Origin of the sequence: Rhizobium sp. GN54 (assembly GCF_021026345.1) — a bacterium.
Taxonomy (GTDB): domain Bacteria; phylum Pseudomonadota; class Alphaproteobacteria; order Rhizobiales; family Rhizobiaceae; genus Mycoplana.
The window spans coordinates 191,461-210,057 of sequence record NZ_JAJNCZ010000004.1; the positions used below are offsets into that span (position 1 = coordinate 191,461).

General features: G+C 65.7%; 15 protein-coding genes. 12 read left to right on the top strand and 3 right to left on the bottom strand.

Annotated features, from left to right (window positions below; genetic code table 11):
• Window positions 1-309 precede the first annotated feature (309 nt).
• Both LQK81_RS12980 and LQK81_RS12985 read right to left on the bottom strand, forming a co-directional pair.
• Entirely contained in the window at window positions 310-1,548 is a 1,239-nt protein-coding gene (locus LQK81_RS12980) for a saccharopine dehydrogenase family protein (RefSeq protein ID WP_230806760.1), read from the bottom strand.
• 50 nt (window positions 1,549-1,598) lie between these two features.
• A complete protein-coding gene (locus LQK81_RS12985; RefSeq protein ID WP_230807127.1) occupies window positions 1,599-2,696 on the bottom strand; it encodes a carboxynorspermidine decarboxylase in 1,098 nt (365 codons plus the stop codon).
• A 590-nt stretch (window positions 2,697-3,286) separates the two neighbouring features.
• On the opposite strand from LQK81_RS12985, the gene LQK81_RS12990 reads away from it, so the two are divergent.
• Window positions 3,287-4,126, top strand: a complete 840-nt coding sequence (locus LQK81_RS12990; protein ID WP_442967124.1) for a pseudouridine synthase — start codon at window positions 3,287-3,289, stop codon at window positions 4,124-4,126.
• Between the two features lie 13 nt (window positions 4,127-4,139).
• Here the strand turns inward: LQK81_RS12990 and LQK81_RS12995 are convergent, their stop codons facing one another.
• Window positions 4,140-5,306 carry a dihydrodipicolinate synthase family protein gene (locus LQK81_RS12995; RefSeq protein ID WP_230806761.1) on the bottom strand — a complete coding sequence of 389 codons (1,167 nt, stop codon included), beginning with the start codon at window positions 5,304-5,306 and terminating at the stop codon, window positions 4,140-4,142.
• A gap of 464 nt (window positions 5,307-5,770) precedes the next feature.
• Between LQK81_RS12995 and LQK81_RS13000 the strand changes: the two genes are divergently transcribed.
• The 11 genes from LQK81_RS13000 to LQK81_RS13050 all read left to right on the top strand — a co-directional run bounded on the left by LQK81_RS13000 (window position 5,771) and on the right by LQK81_RS13050 (window position 18,563).
• A complete protein-coding gene (locus tag LQK81_RS13000; RefSeq protein ID WP_230806763.1) occupies window positions 5,771-6,883 on the top strand; it encodes a LacI family DNA-binding transcriptional regulator in 1,113 nt (370 codons plus the stop codon).
• Window positions 6,813-7,841: a Gfo/Idh/MocA family protein gene (locus LQK81_RS13005; RefSeq protein ID WP_230806764.1), complete on the top strand. Its 1,029-nt coding sequence runs from the start codon at window positions 6,813-6,815 to the stop codon at window positions 7,839-7,841. The genes LQK81_RS13000 and LQK81_RS13005 overlap by 71 nt, the downstream gene beginning before the upstream one ends.
• An 8-nt stretch (window positions 7,842-7,849) precedes the next feature.
• Window positions 7,850-9,460 (top strand): acyl CoA:acetate/3-ketoacid CoA transferase, encoded by a 1,611-nt coding sequence (locus LQK81_RS13010; protein WP_230806766.1) that lies wholly within the window; start codon window positions 7,850-7,852, stop codon window positions 9,458-9,460.
• The gene (locus tag LQK81_RS13015) at window positions 9,453-10,232 is read left to right on the top strand and encodes an enoyl-CoA hydratase/isomerase family protein (protein WP_230806767.1); all 780 of its coding nucleotides are present in this window, start codon (window positions 9,453-9,455) and stop codon (window positions 10,230-10,232) included. Before LQK81_RS13010 ends, LQK81_RS13015 begins: the two co-directional genes overlap by 8 nt.
• Window positions 10,232-11,758 carry an aldehyde dehydrogenase family protein gene (locus tag LQK81_RS13020; protein ID WP_230806769.1) on the top strand — a complete coding sequence of 509 codons (1,527 nt, stop codon included), beginning with the start codon at window positions 10,232-10,234 and terminating at the stop codon, window positions 11,756-11,758. Before LQK81_RS13015 ends, LQK81_RS13020 begins: the two co-directional genes overlap by 1 nt.
• A gap of 167 nt (window positions 11,759-11,925) precedes the next feature.
• Complete coding sequence (locus LQK81_RS13025) at window positions 11,926-13,167, top strand: ABC transporter substrate-binding protein (protein ID WP_442967125.1); 1,242 nt, start codon at window positions 11,926-11,928, stop codon at window positions 13,165-13,167.
• Window positions 13,168-13,368: 201 nt separating this feature from the next.
• Complete coding sequence (locus tag LQK81_RS13030; RefSeq protein ID WP_230806771.1) at window positions 13,369-14,250, top strand: carbohydrate ABC transporter permease; 882 nt, start codon at window positions 13,369-13,371, stop codon at window positions 14,248-14,250.
• Window positions 14,247-15,128 (top strand): carbohydrate ABC transporter permease, encoded by an 882-nt coding sequence (locus LQK81_RS13035; protein WP_230806773.1) that lies wholly within the window; start codon window positions 14,247-14,249, stop codon window positions 15,126-15,128. Before LQK81_RS13030 ends, LQK81_RS13035 begins: the two co-directional genes overlap by 4 nt.
• Window positions 15,129-15,133: 5 nt before the next feature.
• The gene (locus tag LQK81_RS13040; RefSeq protein WP_230806774.1) at window positions 15,134-16,249 is read left to right on the top strand and encodes an ABC transporter ATP-binding protein; all 1,116 of its coding nucleotides are present in this window, start codon (window positions 15,134-15,136) and stop codon (window positions 16,247-16,249) included.
• 8 nt (window positions 16,250-16,257) lie between these two features.
• A complete protein-coding gene (locus LQK81_RS13045; RefSeq protein ID WP_230806775.1) occupies window positions 16,258-17,769 on the top strand; it encodes a GMC oxidoreductase in 1,512 nt (503 codons plus the stop codon).
• Entirely contained in the window at window positions 17,766-18,563 is a 798-nt protein-coding gene (locus LQK81_RS13050; protein ID WP_230806777.1) for a 3-ketoacyl-ACP reductase, read from the top strand. Before LQK81_RS13045 ends, LQK81_RS13050 begins: the two co-directional genes overlap by 4 nt.
• Window positions 18,564-18,597: the final 34 nt, after the last annotated feature.

Consider the following 18,597-nt stretch of genomic DNA (forward strand, 5'->3'; position numbering starts at 1 on the left):
CGCATCAAAAAGCCGGTCCATCCAGTAAAAGGAATGTGTCGTCCCGCTGTCTGTGCCGCCTTTGATTTCATTGCTTTTTCTGAAGCATGGGTATCTGAAGTCTGCCGGATCGTTCGTGCCTCGCCGGTTGTCGTGGCCGAGATCGGTGCAAAACACCTGTGCCCGTCGTGCGAAACGTCAAGGCTTCATGCAGCGCGTTCGCCATAATCTGCAAGCGAAAGCGCGCGACAGGGCGTTCAGCGGACGACGACCCGCCACAGGATAGCGGGTCGTTTTCCGGTCGATGGACGGCAGGGCTGTGGCCGCTCCCTATTCGAACAGCGGGCGTTCCTGGCCGTTTTCGCGGATCCAGGTGGACAGGCCGATCCTGGCGAGGACAGAGAGGAAGGGCTTGGGCGGCAGTTCCTCGACGTTGGCCATCTGCTTCACGTCCCATTCGCCGGTGGCGACCAGCATGGCGGCGGCGACCGGGGGGACGCCGGCGGTGTAGGAGATGCCCTGCGAACCGACCTCGTTAAAGGCTTCCTTGTGGTCGGCGACGTTATAGATGAAGACCTCGCGCTCCTTGCCGTCCTTGATGCCCTTGACGAAGTCGCCGATGCAGGTCTTGCCCTCATATTCCGGGGCGAGCGAAGCCGGGTCGGGCAGGCAGGCCTTGACCACCTTGAGCGGCACGACTTCGGAACCGTCGGCGAGCTTGACCGGCTGCTCGGAGAGAAGGCCGATGTTCTTCAGGACGGTGAAGACGTTGATGTAGTGATCGCCGAAGCCCATCCAGAAGCGCACGTCGGCGCCGTCCATGTTCTTTGCCAGCGAATGCACTTCGTCATGGCCGCAGAGATAGGCGCGGCGGGTGCCGACGACCGGGAGGTCGTAGTCCTTGCCGATCTCGAACATCTTGTTGACGTTCCATTCGCCGCCCTGCCACGAATAGACGACGCCGGTGAATTCGCGGAAGTTGATTTCTGGGTCGAAGTTGGTGGCAAAATACTTGCCGTGGCTGCCGGCATTGATGTCGACGATATCGACGTCGGTGACCTTGTCGAGATAATCGTCCTTGGCGAGACGCGCATAGGCGTTGACGACGCCGGGGTCGAAGCCGGCGCCGAGAATCGCGGTGATGCCCTTTTCCTTGCACTCGTCGGCGCGCTTCCACTCATAGTTTCCGTACCACGGCGGGGTCTCGCAGATCTTGTTCGGCTCTTCGTGGATGGCGGTGTCGATATAGGCGACGCCGGTATCCATGCAGGCGCGCAGCACCGACATGTTGAGGAAGGCGGTGCCGACGTTGATGACGATCTGGCTACCGGTCTTGCGGATGAGCGCCTTGGTGGCCTCGATGTCGAGCGCATCGAGCGCGTGACCTTCGAGCACGCCGTCCTTTTTCATCGCCTTCTTCTCGCGGACGGAGGCGATGATGGCATCGCACTTCGCCTTGGTGCGCGAGGCGATATGGATGTCGCCGAGCACGTCGTTGTTCTGGGCGCATTTGTGCGCGACCACCTGCGCGACGCCGCCGGCGCCGACGATGAGTACGTTCTTCTTCATTTGGGGACCAACTCCTTGCGTCCAATCGTCAGAAAGTCTTCCTGAGGGTGTCAGGAAAGGCTCTGTTCGTAGTCCGTGTAGTCGAACTCACGGACCGTCCTGAGGCTGCCATCCAGTTCGCGGATGGCGATTGCCGGCATCTTCACGCCGTTAAACCAGTTTTTCTTGACCATCGTATAGCCGGCGGCGTCCTGGATCGAGATGCGGTCGCCGACGTTCAGTTCGTCCGGAAAATCGAACTCGCCGAAGATGTCGCCGGCCAGGCAGGACTTGCCGCAGACCATGTAACGATGCGGTCCCTGGTTGGGGTGAACCTTCGCGCTTTCACGATAGATCAGAAGATCCAGCATGTGCGCTTCGATGGAACTGTCCACCACGACAAGGTCCTTGCCGTTGTAAAGCTTGTCGAGCACGGTGACTTCCAGCGTGGTCGAGCGGGTGATCGAGGCCTCGCCGGGTTCCAGGTAGACCTGGACGCCATATTCGCCGGAGAAGCGCTTCAGTCGCTCGGCGAACGTCTCCAGCGGGTAGTTGTCGCCGGTGAAGTGGATGCCGCCGCCGAGGCTGACCCATTCGGCCTTCTTCAGGAGCGGCGCGAACCGCTCCTCGATCGTGCCCAGCATGCGGTCGAACAGGGCGAAATCGCCGTTCTCGCAGTTGTTGTGGATCATGAAGCCGGAGACCCGGTCCATGACGCGCTCCACCTTCGCCACGTCCCATTCGCCGAGCCGGGAGAAGGGGCGGGCGGGATCGGCCAGGTCGAAGGTGGAGGAACTCACCTGCGGATTGAGGCGCAGGCCGCGGACGATGCCGGATGCCTTGTCCGAAAACCGTTCGAGCTGGCCGATCGAATTGAAGATGATCTTGTCCGCATGGGAGACGACCTCTTCGATCTCGTAATCGGCATAGGCGACCGAATAGGCATGGGTTTCCTTGCCGAAGCGCTCGTGGCCGAGGCGGACCTCGTTCAGCGACGACGACGTTGTGCCATCCATGTAGTCGCGCATGAAGTCGAAGACCGACCAGGTGGCGAAGCATTTCAGCGCCAGCAGCGCCTTGGCACCGGACAGCTCGCGCAGGGTCGCGATCTTCTCCATGTTGCGGAGCAGGCTGGACTTGTCGATCAGGTAGTAGGGCGTCTCGATCATGCGGGTCGGGTCTTTCGTGGGTGAAGCGGCGCGTCCGGCCTGCCGGCGGGCGCAGCCGGCTTCGGACTTCGGGACCATCGTCATGTCCGCGGCACGGACGGCTTTGCGGTCGCCGTGTCAGGGAATTGTCATCATCGATCCGGAAGGCCGACTGTCGGAATGAGGGCGGTATCGTGGTCTCTCGGCATCTGCGAGCCTGGTGAACGATCTGTCCCGACCGTGTACCGCGCAAATGTGACGGTCGGGCTACAATCGCGCGCCGAGGCGCGACAACTCCAGACTGGTTCGAGAGAGCAAAGACAGCATGGCGCCTATCTAGCTTCACGGCCAGGGAAGTCAAGGCGGACGGGGCTGCCGGTGCGTTGCCGGACGGGACGCGATCCCGGTCTTGCGAAATCGCAGCGGAATGTTATCTGACGAGCGAGACGCCGGCCCCGCTCAGCTGTGGCCCGCAAAGATCGACAGCTACGCCCCGGAGCGTCGCCTTGCCCAGAAAAGCCCTGCCCAGAAAGGCCCAGCCGCGAAAGCCCCTCTCGGGCAAAAAGGCGGCCGGGAAAATCGTGTCGGGGAAGCCCGTCTCTGGAAAAGCCGTGCTCGGGAAGGCGCCCGCCCGAAAGCCACCCTCCGGAGGACCCGGAGCGGACAAGGTCGACCAGGTGACGCTGCAGCGGGCCTTCTCCAAGCTCGGCATCTGCTCGCGAAAGCAGGCGGAGGCCTTCATCGTGGAAGGGCGGGTGCGGGTCAACGGGAAGGTGACTGCGGCGGTCGATACCTGGGTCGACATGAATTCCGACCGGATCGAACTCGACGGCAGGCCGCTGGCGGCGCGGGAAAAGGTCTATCTCGCGCTGAACAAGCCGCGCGGCCTTGTCACCACGCGCGATGATCCGGAGGGCCGCAAGACCGTCTTCGATTGCCTGGAGGGGCTTGATCTGCCCTTCGTCGCCCCGATCGGCCGGCTCGACAAGGCGAGCGAGGGACTGCTGCTGTTCACCAACGACACGCAACTGGCGCAGCGCCTGCTCGATCCCGACAAGGATGTCCGTAAGGTCTACCATGTCCAGGTGACCGGCACGCCGGGCGAGGCGGAGCTCGCGCGGATGAGGGCCGGGATCGTCGCGGACGATCGGGTGCTGACGGCGGCGGCCGTGCGCCTGCTGCGGGCAGGGGAGAAGAACGCCTGGCTCGAGGTGGAACTCACCGAGGGCAAGAACCGGCAGATCCGGCGCATGCTCGAGGCGCTCGGAATGGAGTGCCTGCGGCTCGTCCGGGTTTCCATCGGCGCTGTTCTTCTCGGCGACCTTGCCAAGGGCGCTGTGCGTTTCCTGGGCGACGAAGAGATCCGGTCGCTGCGGGAGGGCGCCGGGCTTCGGCCGGCAGTGGCCGGGGCGGAAGAGAAGCGCCCGGCCAAGGGACATAGCGCAGGCTGACGGCCCCGTCCCGTCAGCTCTCGATGCCGTGCACGGCCAGGAGGCTTTTCATCCGCTCTGTCGCCAGATCCGGCCGGTCCAGCACGCGGGCACTGTCGGCAAGGCGGAAAATGTCGGCATAGTGGACGATGCCGCGGGCCGATTGCAGGCCGGCCGGCATGGTGAAATGCGACTGGTGGCCGTTCAGCCAGGCGAGGAAGACGACGCCGGCCTTGTAATACTGCGTCGGCGCCTCGAAGATCTTGCGCGACAGCGGCACGGTCGGCTCGATCACCGCGCGGAAGGTGGCGACGTCGCCGGAAGCGAGGGCTGACAGCGCCTTCGAGGCCTGCGGGGCGACCGCATCGAAGATGCCGAGCAGGGCGTGGCTATATCTCTGTCCGTCGCCCTCGATCAGTTCCGCATAGTTGAAGTCGTCGCCGGTGAAGCAGAGCACGCCCTCTGGCAGTTGCTCGCGGAGCGCCACTTCACTGGCATTGTCGAGCAGCGAGATCTTGATGCCTTCGACCTTGTCGCGGTTGTCGGCGATGATCGACAGCACGGTCGAGAGCGCGCCTTTGAAATCCTCGCTGCCCCAGTAGCCCTTCAGGTGCGGGTCGAACATGGCGCCCAGCCAGTGCAGCACGACCTTGTCCTTCGCCTGGCCGAGGAGGCGGCCATAGACCTCGCGGTAGTCGTCGGGCGACCGGGCGACCCGGGCCAGCGCCCGGCTCGCCATCATGATGGCGCGGCCGCCGTGTTTCTCGACGAAGCCGATCTGTTCCTCGTAGGCGGCGATGACGTCGTCGAGCGTCTTCGCGTCGCCGGGCGCGAGCTGGTCGGTTCCCGCCCCGCAGGCAAGATCGGCGCCGGGAACGGTGCGGGCTTCGGCCAGAGTTCGGCGAATGAGTTCCTGCGCGCCGGCCCAGTCGAGCCCCATCCCGCGCTGGGCGGTGTCCATCGCCTCGGCGATGCGGAAGCCGAGCGACCACAGGTGATGCCGGAAGGCGAGCGTGGCATCCCAATCGATCGCCGGCGCCTCCCAGGGGCGCGCGTCGCGGACGGGATCGGATACGACGTGGGCGGCGGCATAGGCGATGCGGTTGAAGACGGGCGGATCCGCCGGCCTTTCGGTCGGGGCGCCCGAAAGCACATAGCGTTCGATCGTGCCGTCCGCTCCCGGCAGATGGATTGTCGACATGAGTACCTCCTCCACGGTTTGGAGGCTTGTTAATTTAGATCGATCCAAATTGCAAGAGCAGGGGTGAAAGACGGATGCGGCCGGACGCGGCGGACAGGCGGGATGCGGGCTCTGGATGGTCGGATGTACGTGCCGGGGTCCCGCTACGCGCGGGCGGCTTTCCTTGCTGGCGTCAGCCTCAGGCCTGTCAGGGGTCGAGTCCACCGAAAAACCCTTTTATTTTATTTGTTTATGGGAGCATCGAGGACGGGCTGGCGGATCCTCAGGATAAGAAGAAGGATGGTGCCGGGGTGTGGCGCACGGGCCGGGCCGAGGTCCTGCCGCGCACGATGCACAGAAAGGCGAGGCTCGGTTGACGGGTCTCGTTCCGCGGATGCTGTTGCAAATGATGCTTGACTATTTTGGAACGATCCAATAAATCCTTGTCTCGAAGCGGACGGAAGAGGGCCGCACGGGAGGATGGCGTGAACAGGAGCAGGGTGACAGTCGTCGATATTGCGCGCGCCGCCGGCGTGTCGAAATCGACCGTGTCGCTCGTGCTGCAGGCGAGCCCGCTGGTCAACGAGCAGACCCGCGCCAGGGTCAATGCCGCGATCCGCGAACTCGGCTATGTCTATAATCGCGGCGCGGCGAACCTGCGCCAGACGGCGTCCTCGAAGATCGTCGGCATCGTCGTCAACGACCTCACCAATTCGTTCTTCGCCGAACTTGCGGTCGGCATGGACATGGTCATGCAGTCGGCCGGCTTCGTGCAGTTCCTCGCCAATACCGGCGAGAGCCTCGACCGCCAGCGAGAGGTGATTGCCTCGATGCGCGAGCACGGCATTTCCGGCCTGATCATCTCGCCGGCGCGCGGGACCGAGGCTGCGGACTTCAAGCCGCTGACGGCGAGCGGGGTGCCCGTCGTCGTCGTCGTGCGCAACGTCGCCGGCGCCAAGGTGTCCTCGCTGCTGTCCGACAACCGCGCCGGCGCGCGCGAGGCGACGGAGCATCTGATCTCGCTCGGTCACCGCCGCATCGCCTTTCTCGGCGGCTTTGCCGATACCGCCGTCTCCGGCGAACGCATGCAGGGCTATCGTGAGGCGCTGTCGGCAGCCGGGCTCGAAGCGGACGGGTCGCTCGTCGTCAATTCCGCGCCGTCGCGCGCCGGCGGCGTGACCGCGATCGAGCGCGCCATGCTGATTTCCGGGCGGCCGACTGCGGCGCTCTGCTTCAACGATGCGGTCGCCTTCGGCGTCTGCGACGGGCTGCGCGCCCGCGGGCTCGAGCCCGGCCGCGATTTCGGCGTCGTCGGCTTCGACGACGTGATCGAGGCGCAGACGGCGGTGCCGGCGCTGACGACGGTATCCGTCGATCCGCAGGGCATGGGGCGGCGTGCGGCGCAGATGCTGCTGAAACAGATCAATTCCGGCCGGGTGGAGGCGGAGGCGACGGTCGCCTCGGTTCGGCTGGTGGTGCGCCAGAGCTGCGGCGCGAAGACGACGACTTGGGACGGAGGAACCTCGCATGACACAGCCCCGGGCGACAGAAGCTCAGACACGGTGGGGACTGATCGGCGCCAGCACGATCGCGCGTGAATGGGTGATCGGAGCGATCCGCGCCACCGGCGGCGAGGTCGTTTCCGTCATGAGCACCAGCGCCGAGCGCGGCCGCGCCTATGCATCCGAGCAGGGCATTGCGAAGTCGGTCACGCGGCTGGAGGACCTGCTCGGCGACGACGAGGTCGATGCCGTCTACATTTCCACCACCAACGAGTTGCACCGCGACCACGCGATCGCCGCGGCCCGCGCCGGCAAGCATGTTCTCTGCGAGAAGCCGCTGGCCACCTCGCTGGAGGACGCGCGCGCCATGGTGAAGGCGGCAAGGGATGCGGGCGTGGTCCTTGCGACGAACCATCACCTGCGCAACGCCGCCACCCATCGCGCCATGCGTGACGCGATCGCGGCGGGTCGCATCGGCCGGCCGCTCGCTGCCCGGGTCTTTCACGCCGTCTACCTGCCGCCGCACCTGCAGGGCTGGCGCCTCGACCGGCCGGAGGCCGGCGGCGGCGTCATCCTCGACATCACGGTGCATGATACCGACACCTTGCGCTTCGTGCTCGGCGACGATCCGATCGAGGCCGTCGCCTTCAGCCAGCAGAGCGGCATGGCGAAGGCGGGGCTCGAGGATGCAGTGATGGGCGTGCTGCGGTTTCGTTCCGGCGTCATCGCCCAGTTCCATGACGGCTTCACCACGAAATTCGCCGAGACGGGGCTGGAGGTGCATGGCAGCGAGGGATCACTGATCGGGCGCAACGTCATGACCCAGCGGGCCGTGGGCACGGTGACGCTGCGCGATGCGGAGGGCGAACGCGACCTGCCGCTCGACCATCGCAATCTCTACGAGACCGGTCTTGCCGCCTTCCATACGGCGATCGCCGGTAAGGGCCAGCCGTCCGCCACCGGCGAGGACGGCGTCTGGTCGCTGACCGCGGGGCTCGCGGTCGTCAAGGCCGCGCAGAGCGGCATGGCCGTCAAGATCGAACCGGGACTATGAGCAGCAACATGAGCAAGCACATCTCGCCAGCGGAAGCGGCAGGCCTCATCCCCGACGGCGCGGTCGTCTCGGTCTCCTCCTCGTCCGGCCTCGGCTGCCCGGACCTGATGCTGAAGGCGATCGGCGATCGCTTCGAGGCGACCGGCCATCCGAAGAACATCACCACCCTGCACCCGATCGCCGCCGGCGACATGAGCGGCATCCGGGGCGTGGACCATATCGCCCGCAAGGGACTGCTGGCGCGGATCATCGGCGGTTCCTATCCGTCCGGCCCGTCTTCGGCGGAACCGCCGCTGATCTGGCAGATGGTCACCGGCAACGAGATCCCCGCCTACAACATCCCCTCCGGCATCCTGTTCGACATGCACCGCGAGGCGGCGGCCAAGCGGCCGGGCGTGCTCACCAAGGTCGGCCTCGATACCTTCGTCGATCCGGCTCGTCAGGGCTGCGCGATGAACGAGAAGGCCGCCGGCGAGCCCGTCGTGAAGAAGGTCACCTTCGAGGGCGAGGAGTGGCTCTATTTCCCGGCGATCGTGCCGCAGGTCGCGATCATCCGCGCCACCACAGCCGACGAGCGCGGCAACCTCACCTATGAACACGAGGGCGCCTATCTGGGCGGTCTCGACCAGGCGCTCGCCGCCCGCAACAATGGCGGGATCGTCATCGCGCAGGTCAAGCGCCTCACCAAGGAGGGCGCGCTGAAGCCGCATGACGTGCGCGTGCCCGGCATGCTGGTCGACTATGTCGTCGTCGATCCGGACCAGAAGCAGACGACGCAGACGCTCTACGATCCCGCCATCTCCGGCGAGATCATGCGGCCGCTCGGCAGCTTCCGCGTGCCGGAATTCAACATCCAGAAGGTGATCGCCCGCCGCGTCGCGCAGGAACTGGAAGCCGGAAGCTGCGTCAACCTCGGTTTCGGCATCTCCGCCAACGTGCCGCGCATCCTCCTGGAGGAGGGGCTGCACGGCGACGTCACCTGGGTGATCGAACAGGGGGCGGTCGGCGGCGTGCCGCTGCTCGATTTCGCCTTCGGCTGCGCGTCGAACGCCGATGCCTACATGCCCTCGCCCTACCAGTTCACCTACTTCCAGGGCGGCGGCTTCGACGCCTCGCTGCTGTCCTTCCTCGAGATCGGCCGCGACGGCTCGGTCAACGTCTCCAAGCTCTCCTTCCGCCCGCACGTCACGGCAGGCGCAGGCGGCTTCGTCGACATCACCGCGCGGGCGAGGAAGATCGTCTTTTCCGGCATGTTCAACGCCGGCGCGAAGCTCGGCATCGAGGGCGGAAAGCTCGTGATCGAGAAGGAGGGCAAGCTGAAGAAGCTGGTCAACGAAGTCGAGCACGTGACCTTCTCCGGCCGCCGCGCCATCGAGCAGGGGCAGGACATCACCTATGTCACCGAGCGCTGCGTGATGAGGCTGACGCCTGACGGCATCGTGCTCACCGAGATCGCGCCCGGCGTCGACCTGCAGGCGCATGTCCTCGACCAGTCGGAGTTTCCGCTGATCGTCTCCGAAAATCTGAAGGTCATGGATGGCGCGCTCTTTGCCGATGCGCCGCTCGGCCTGACCTTGCCGCGCAAGGTGCAGCGTATGCCGGGAGCTGGCCATGTCTGAGCCGCGCATCAGGGTCGCCGTCGAGGGCGCCGTCGCCACCATCACCGTGGTCCGGCCGGAGAAGCTGAACGCCTTCGATATCGGCATGCTGAAGGAACTGTCCGACGCCTGTGATACCGTCGAGGCGAACGCCGCCGTTCGGGTCGCGATCCTGACCGGCGAAGGCAAGGCCTTTTCGGCCGGTGGCGATATCAGGGCCTGGGGCGGCATGGAGCCGAACGAGTTCGGCCATGCCTGGGTGCGCTTCGGCCATCGCGTGTTCGAACGGCTGGCGACGCTGCGGATGCCGCTGATCGCGGCCGTCAACGGCCATGCCCTGGGCGGCGGGCTGGAGCTTGCGGCGGCGGCCGATGTCCGCATCGCCGAGGCCCAGGTGAAGATCGGCCTGCCGGAGGCGGGCCTTGGCATGGTGCCCGGCTGGTCGGGGACGCAGCGGCTGGTCCGGCGTTTCGGCGCGCAGGCCGTGCGCCGGATGCTACTCGGCGGCGAGGTGCTGACGGCCGCGGAGGCCGCGGATCTCGGAATCATCGACAAGGTGGTGGAGACCGGGCAATCGGTCGCGGCGGCGAAGGACTATGCGGCCCGCATCGCCGCGCGCGGCCCGGCGGCGACGGAAATCTCGAAACTGATGATCGCCGTGGCCAACGGCGAGGACAATGGCAGCGCGGTGGAGGCCCTCGGCTCGATCCTCGTCGCCAAGACCGGCGACCTGAAGGAAGGCGTCGCCGCCTTCACCGGCAAGCGCCCGGCGGAATTCAAGGGAGAATGGTGATGACTGCAATCGTGAAGCCGAAGGCGCTGGAAAACCACAAGGTGCGCGACTTCCGCATGCTGATTTCCGGGGCGTGGGTGGAGACCGAGGGCGGCAAGATGCTGGAGCGCGTCGCGCCCGGCCACGGCGTCACGGTCAGCCGCTATCAGGCCGGCACGAAAGTGGATGCCGAACGTGCCATCGCCGCCGCCCGCCGTAGCTTCGACGACGGCTTCTGGCCGCGCATGACCGGGGCAGAGCGCTCCAACATCCTGCTGAAGGCGGCGGACCTGATCGCCGCCCGCGCCGAGGAACTGGCCTTCCTCGATGCGATCGAGAGCGGCAAGCCGATCAGCCAGGCGAGGGGCGAACTCGGCGGCGCCGTCGATATCTGGCGCTATGCGGCAGCGCTCGCCCGCGACCTGCACGGCGAGAGCTACAACACGCTCGGCGACGGCACGCTCGGCGTCGTGCTGCGCGAGGCGATCGGCGTCGTCTCGATCATCACGCCGTGGAACTTCCCCTTCCTGATCGTCAGCCAGAAGCTTCCCTTCGCGCTGGCCGCCGGTTGCACGACGGTGGTCAAGCCGTCGGAACTGACGTCCGGTTCGACACTGGTGCTCGGCGAGATCCTCGCCGAGGCCGGGGTGCCGGTGGGCGTGGTCAACATCGTGACCGGCACGGGACCGGAGGTCGGCGCGCCGATGACGATGCATCCCGACGTCGACATGGTCTCGTTCACCGGTTCCACCGGCGTCGGGAGGCTGACCATGGCGAATGCTGCGCAGACGCTGAAGAAGGTCTCGCTCGAGCTTGGCGGCAAGAACCCGCAGATCGTCTTTCCGGACGCCAATCTCGACGACTTCATCGATGCGGCGGTGTTCGGCGCCTACTTCAACGCCGGCGAATGCTGCAATGCCGGCTCCCGCCTCATCCTGCATCGCGACATTGCCGACGCGGTGACGGCCCGCATCGCCGAACTGTCGAAGAAGGTGCGCGTCGGCGATCCGCTCGATCCGACCACGCAGGTTGGCGCGATCATCACGCCGCAGCACCTGGAGAAGATCGCGGGCTATGTTTCGGGCGCGCGGCAGGCGGGTGCCGGCGTGGCGCTCGGCGGCGAGAGCCTCGATCTCGGCCTCGGCCAGTTCATGGCGCCGACCATCCTCTCCGGCGTCAAGCCGGACATGGCGGTGGCGCGCGAGGAAGTGTTCGGCCCCGTGCTCTCCGTCCTCACCTTCGAGACGACCGAGGAGGCGATCCGGATCGCCAACGCCATCGACTATGGCCTTTCCGCCGGCGTCTGGAGCCGCGACTTCGACACCTGCCTGACGATCGGCCGCCGCGTCCGCGCCGGCACGGTCTGGATGAACACCTTCATGGACGGCGCCTCCGAACTGCCCTTCGGCGGCTATCGCCAGTCGGGCCTCGGACGCGAGCTCGGCCGCCATGCGGTGGAGGACTATACCGAGACGAAGACGCTCAACATGCACATCGGCGCGCGCACCAACCGGTGGATGCCGCAAGGAGCAAAAGGCGAGTGTTAATCGATTTAAGGAATGCGGAAGTGGCGCTTGACGCGCGCGCGACAGTCACATCTTAATTGGGAGCGCGGCGAGGAGGCCGCGCAACAGACAAACGGCAGACACGGATTGGGGTACACCCTGAGGCGGAAGGGCTTCCGCCATACAACTTGCTAGCTGGGAGGAAAACGATGCGCAAGTTTCTGACGACGACTGCAATGTCACTGGCACTGATGGCAGGCGCGGCGCAGGCCGCAGAAAACGTGGAGGTGCTTCACTGGTGGACGTCCGGCGGCGAGGCTGCGGCGCTCGACGTCCTCAAGAAGGACCTCGAATCCAAGGGCATCACCTGGACCGACATGCCGGTCGCGGGCGGGGGCGGCACCGAGGCCATGACCGTGCTGCGCGCCCGCGTCACCGCCGGCAACGCGCCGACGGCCGTGCAGATGCTCGGCTTCGACATTCTGGACTGGGCCAAGGAAGGCGCGCTCGGCAACCTCGACGACGTTGCGGCCAAGGAAGGCTGGGACAAGGTGATCCCGACCGCGCTGCAGCAGTTCTCCAAGTATGACGGCCACTGGATCGCCGCGCCTGTCAACGTCCACTCCACCAACTGGATGTGGATCAACAAGGCGGCCCTCGACAAGGCGGGCGGCAAGGAGCCGGCCAACTGGGACGAACTCGTAGCACTGCTCGACAACTTCAAGGAGCAGGGCATCACGCCCGTCGCCCATGGCGGTCAGCCGTGGCAGGACGCGACCATCTTCGACGCCGTCGTGCTCTCGCTCGGCAACGACTTCTACAAGAAGGCCTTCATCGACCTCGACGCCGAAACGCTCGGCGGACCGCAGATGAAGGAAGCCTTCGACCGCATGACGAAGCTGCGCTCCTACGTGGACGACAACTTCTCCGGCCGCGACTGGAACCTCGCTTCGGCGATGGTCATCGAGGACAAGGCCGGCTTGCAGTTCATGGGCGATTGGGCCAAGGGCGAGTTCCTGAAGGCCGGCAAGAAGCCGGGCACGGATTTCGTCTGCATGCGCTTCCCCGGCACGCAGGGCTCGGTCACCTTCAACTCCGACCAGTTCGCCATGTTCAAGGTCGCCGACGACAAGGTTCCGGCACAGCTCGCCATGGCCTCGGCGATCGAAAGCCCGACGTTCCAGTCGGCCTTCAACGTGGTCAAGGGCTCGGCTCCTGCGCGTACCGACGTTCCGGACACCGACTTCGACGATTGCGGCAAGAAGGCCATCAAGGACCTGGCCGATGCCAACACCAGCGGTACGCTCTATGGCTCCATGGCCCACGGCCACGCCAATCCGGCCGCGGTGAAGAACGCGATCTACGACGTCGTCACGCGCCAGTTCAACGGCGAGCTTTCCTCCGAGGAAGCCGTCACCGAACTGGTCGCCGCCGTCGAGGGTGCGAAGTAGGCGGCCTGGTGCCGGATTGCCCCTCACCCTGACCCTCTCCCCGCAAGCGGGGAGAGGGGACGCAGACGCCGCGACCAGTGTCCTTCTCCCCGCCTGCGGGGAGAAGGTGCCGGCAGGCGGATGAGGGGCAGAGGTGCCCTGCAACATCCGCTTCTGACAGTCTGCTCGCATCTGTATTTCACGCTAACGGTGGTAACGCCCATGGACAGCCGCTCGCGCCTGCAGGAGCTTCTTCCCAAGCTCGTGCTCGCCCCCAGCTTTCTCATCGTGCTCGTCTTCGTCTACGGCTTCATCGCCTATACGGGGCTGCTGTCGCTGACCGACAGCAAGATGCTGCCGTCCTACAACTTCGTCGGCCTGCAGAACTATGTCCGGCTCTGGGCGCTGCCGCACTGGTGGCGGGCGATCAGCAATCTCGCGATCTTCGCCTCGCTCTACATCGTCATCTGCAGCGTGCTCGGCCTCGGGCTTGCGATCCTGCTCGACCAGCGGATCCGCATCGAGGGCCTGCTCCGGCCGATCTATCTCTATCCGATGGCGCTGTCCTTCATCGTCACCGGCACTGCCTGGAAATGGTTCCTCGATCCGGGCATCGGGCTCGAGAACACCATGCACCTGTGGGGCTGGGAGAGCTTCTCGTTCAACTGGATCAAGGACCGCAACTACGCCATCTACTGCGTCGTCATCGCCGCCGTCTGGCAGTCGTCCGGCTTCGTCATGGCGATGTTCCTCGCCGGTCTCCGCGGCGTCGACAACGAGATCATCAAGGCGGCGCAGATCGACGGCGCCTCCACCATGACGGTCTACCGCCGCATCATCATCCCGCTGATGCGCCCGATCTTCCTCTCCGCCTTCGTCGTCCTCGCCCATCTTGCGATCAAGGCCTACGACCTCGTGATCGCGCTGACCGGCGGCGGCCCCGGACAGGCGACCGAACTGCCGGCGACCTTCATGTATTCCTACACCTTCACCCGCAACCAGATGGGCATCGGCGCGTCGTCTGCGATCATCATGCTGATCATGATCTTCTCGATCATCGTCCCCTATCTCTATTCCGAAATCCGTGGAGGCAAGGGCCGATGAGCGCTGCAAGCTCCGACAACGTCATCAGCCACGACCGGCTCACGCGCGTCCTCATCTATACGGCGCTGATCATCTTCGCGGTCTATTACCTGCTGCCGCTCTATGTGATGCTGGTCAACTCGTTCAAGCCGCTGGAGGAAATCCGGCAGGGCGGCATGCTGAACCTGCCGCAGGTGTGGACCATCGAACCCTGGCTGTCAGCCTGGTCGACGGCGCAGATCGGCGTGCAGCCGACCGGCCTTCGGCCGTTCTTCATCAACTCGATCCTGATGGTCGTGCCGGCGGTCGCCATCTCCACCATCATCGGCGCGCTGAATGGCTATGTGCTGACGAAATGGCCCTTCCGCGGCTCCAACATCTTCTTCGGGCTGCTGCTTCTGTCGTGCTTCATCCCGTTCCAGATCGTGCTGATCCCGATGGCGCGCATGCTCGGCATCTTCGGCATCGCCGGCTCGATCTGGGGGCTGATCATGGTGCACGTGATCTACGGCATCGGCTTCACCACACTCTATTTCCGCAACTACTACGAAAACTTCCCGACCGAGCTGGTGCGCGCCGCCCAGATCGACGGGGCGAGCTTCTTCCAGATCTTCCGTCGCATCCTCCTGCCGTCGTCCGGGCCGATCATCGTCGTCTCCGTCATCTGGCAGTTCACCAACATCTGGAACGACTTCCTGTTCGGCGCGTCCTTCTCCGGCCCCTATTCGACGCCGATGACCGTGGCGTTGAACAACCTCGTCTCCTCGTCGACCGGCGTGAAGGAATACAATGTCCACTTCGCGGGCGCGATCCTCGCAGCCCTTCCCACCCTCATCGTCTACATCGTCTCCGGCCGCTACTTCGTGCGCGGCCTGATGTCCGGCGCCGTGAAAGGATGACCGCCATGTCGTTTCTCAAGATCAGCCATCTTCACAAGTCCTACGGCGCGCTGGAAATCCTGAAAGACATCAACCTGGAGATCGAGCAGGGGGGCTTTCTCGTGCTCGTCGGGCCGTCCGGCTGCGGCAAGTCCACGCTGCTCAACACCATCGCCGGGCTCGAGCCGATCACGTCAGGCGACATCGCCATCGACGGCCGCTCGGTCGCGGGCCTGCACCCCTCCAAGCGCGACATCGCGATGGTGTTCCAGTCCTACGCGCTCTATCCGAACATGACTGTTGCCGGAAACATCGCCTTCGGCATGGAGATCCGCGGCGTGCCGAAGGACCAGCGCGACAAGGCGATCAAGCAGGTCGCCGAGATGCTGCAGATCGGCCACCTGCTCGACCGCAAGCCCGGCCAGCTTTCCGGCGGCCAGCGCCAGCGCGTCGCCATGGGGCGGGCGCTGGTGCGCGATCCCAAGCTCTTCCTGTTCGACGAGCCGCTGTCGAACCTTGACGCCAAGCTGCGCGTCGACATGCGCACCGAGATCAAGCGGCTGCACCAGCGGATGAAGACGACGATCGTCTACGTCACCCACGACCAGATCGAGGCGATGACGCTGGCGACCAAGATCGCCGTCTTGAAGGACGGCGTGCTGCAGCAGTTCGGCACGCCGGCCGAGATCTACAACAATCCGGCCAACATCTTCGTCGCCGACTTCATGGGCTCGCCGGCGATGAACCTCCTGAAGGCCAAGGTCGAGGGCGACGGCGGTGCGCTCGCCGTCTCGCTCGCCCGGCCCGAGGCCGAGCCGCTCCGGCTCGTCGTCGACAACGCGCCGACCGGGCTCGGGGCCTATCGCGGCAGGGAAGTGATTTTCGGCATCCGGCCGGAGGCGCTGACCGATCCGGAGGGCGCCGACCACAACGCCCGCACGATCGCGCAGGGTGATTGCCTGATCGAGGTGGTCGAGCCTGCCGGCGCCGACACCTTCGCGGTGACGCATCTCGGCGGCAAGGAGATCGTCGCCCGGCTGCGCGCCGACGCGCGCATCGCCGCCGGGCAGAAGGCGCGGCTCGCCTTCAACCTCGACAAGGCGGTGTTCTTCGACCCCGACAGCCAGCGGCGCATCGCCTGAGACATCCGATGAGCATCCAGCCCGACATCGTCATCATCGGCTCCGGCATCGGCGGGGCAACGGTTGCGGCCGGCCTTGCGCCGAGCGGCGCCAGCATCCTCATCCTCGAGGCCGGTGGCCATATCGAGGACCGGCCGGAGAACCGCGACCAGCGCGCGATCTTCCAGCGCGGCCATTTCCGCCCAAAGGAGACTTGGTACGAGGCCGGCGGCGAAGGCTTCAATCCCGGCAACTACTACAATGTCGGCGGCAATTCGAAATTCTACGGCGCGGTTCTCGTGCGCTACCGACGCGAGGATTTCCTGGAGATGCGCCACCGCGAGGGTGTCTCGCCGGCGTGGCCCTATCCTTACGAGGAACTGGAGCCCTGGTATTCGGCCGCCGAACGGCTCTACCAGGTGCGCGGCACGCTCGGCGAGGATCCGACCGAGCCACAGCATACTCTACCCTATCCCTTTCCGCCCGTTCCCGACGAAGCGGCGATCGCCCTGGTGCGCAAGCGGCTGATGGCGGCCGGCCTGCATCCCTATTCGCTGCCGCTCGGCATCGACATCGACCGTTGGCTGAAGAAGGCGAAGACGCCGTGGGACGCCCATCCGAACGCGAACGACGGCAAGATGGATGCCGAGAGCACCGCTCTTGCCGAGGCGCTGAAGCATGACAATGTCAGGCTGCAGACCGGCAGCCGCGTCACCCGGCTCGTGACCGGGCCGGACGGACGCTCGATCACGGCGGTCCGCTATGTCCGGGCCGGGGTGGAGGAGACGCTGTCGCCGAGGCTCGTCATCCTGTCGGCAGGTGCGGTTCAATCCGCGGCACTCCTGCTGCGTTCGGCGGACGAGGCCAATCCGCGCGGGCTCGCCAATTCGTCCGACCAGGTCGGCCGCAATTTCATGAACCACAACTCGAGCGCGGTGATCGCGCTCTCGCCGTCCTATCGCAATACCTCGATCTATCAGAAGACCTTCGGCTTCAACGATTTCTACCTCTCCGACGGCGCCGGCGGACCGCCGCTCGGGAACGTCCAACTGCTTGGGCGGGTCTCGGGCAGGATCCTCAAGGCGAACATGCCTGCGGTGCCGGAATGGCTGCTGGACCGGGTCTCCCGGCATGCGATCGATTTCTATGCCATGAGCGAGGACCTGCCGCATCCCGAAAGCCGGATCACGGTGGACGGGGACCGGATCGTGCTGAAATGGACCCGCACCAACTGGGACGCCCATCTGGAACTGGTGGCGAAGCTGAAGGCGGTGCTGAAAAAGACGGGCTTCCCGATCGTGCTGTCGCGCGCCTTCGACAAGCGCACGCCCTCGCACCAGTGCGGCACGGTCAGGATCGGCAATGACCCGGCCACCGCGCCGCTCGACGTCTACTGCCGCGCCTTCGACCACCCGAACCTCTTCGTCGTCGATGCGTCCTTCCTGCCGACCTCGGCGGCGGTCAACCCGGCGCTGACGGTCGCAGCCCAGGCGCTGCGGGTGGCCGACCACATCCGATCAAGGGAGCTTGTGGCGCAATGACATCCTTTCGCTCGCTCCGCCACCGGAAATCCCGCCCGCTTGCCATCGTCACCGGCGGCCGGCGCGGCATCGGGCTCGGTATCGCCCGGGCGCTGGCCGCAGACGGGTTCGACATCGCCATCACCGGCATCGGCGCACCCGACGAGGCCACCGACGCGGTGCTCGCCGGGTTCGGCGAAGCCCGGGCGAAAGCGGCCTATTTCCAGGCCGATCTCGCCGCAGTCGAGGGGCACGGGGACACGGTGGAGGCGATCGTGGAGGCTTTCGGCCGCATCGATTGCCTCGTCAACAACGCCGGCATTGCGTCTGTGGTGCGCGGCGACTTTCTCGACCTGCAGCCCGAGAACTTCGACACGATCGTCGCCACCAACCTGCGCGGTACGGTGTTCTTCACGCAGGCCGTCCTGCGCGCCATGCTCGCGGCTCCGGCCACCCGTCCGCGGTCGATCGTCAACATCACCTCCGTCTCGGCCTCGCTGTCTTCGCCAGAGCGGCTGGACTACTGCATGACCAAGGCGGGGCTTGCCGCGTTCAGCCAGGGGCTGGCGTTGCGGCTGGCCGATACCGGCATCTCCGTCTTCGAAATCCGCCCCGGCATCATCCGCTCCGAGATGACCGCCGGCGTCTCCGCGAAATACGACGCCCTGATCGCGGACGGGCTGGTGCCGATGAAGCGCTGGGGCGAGCCGGACGACATCGGCACCGCCGTCGCAGCGCTCGCCTCCGGCCGCTTCGCCTTCGCCACGGGCTCGGTGCTCGACCTCGACGGGGGGCTGTCGATCGGGCGGTTGTGAGCATTCACCTCCCCCTTGAGGGGGGAGGTCGCCG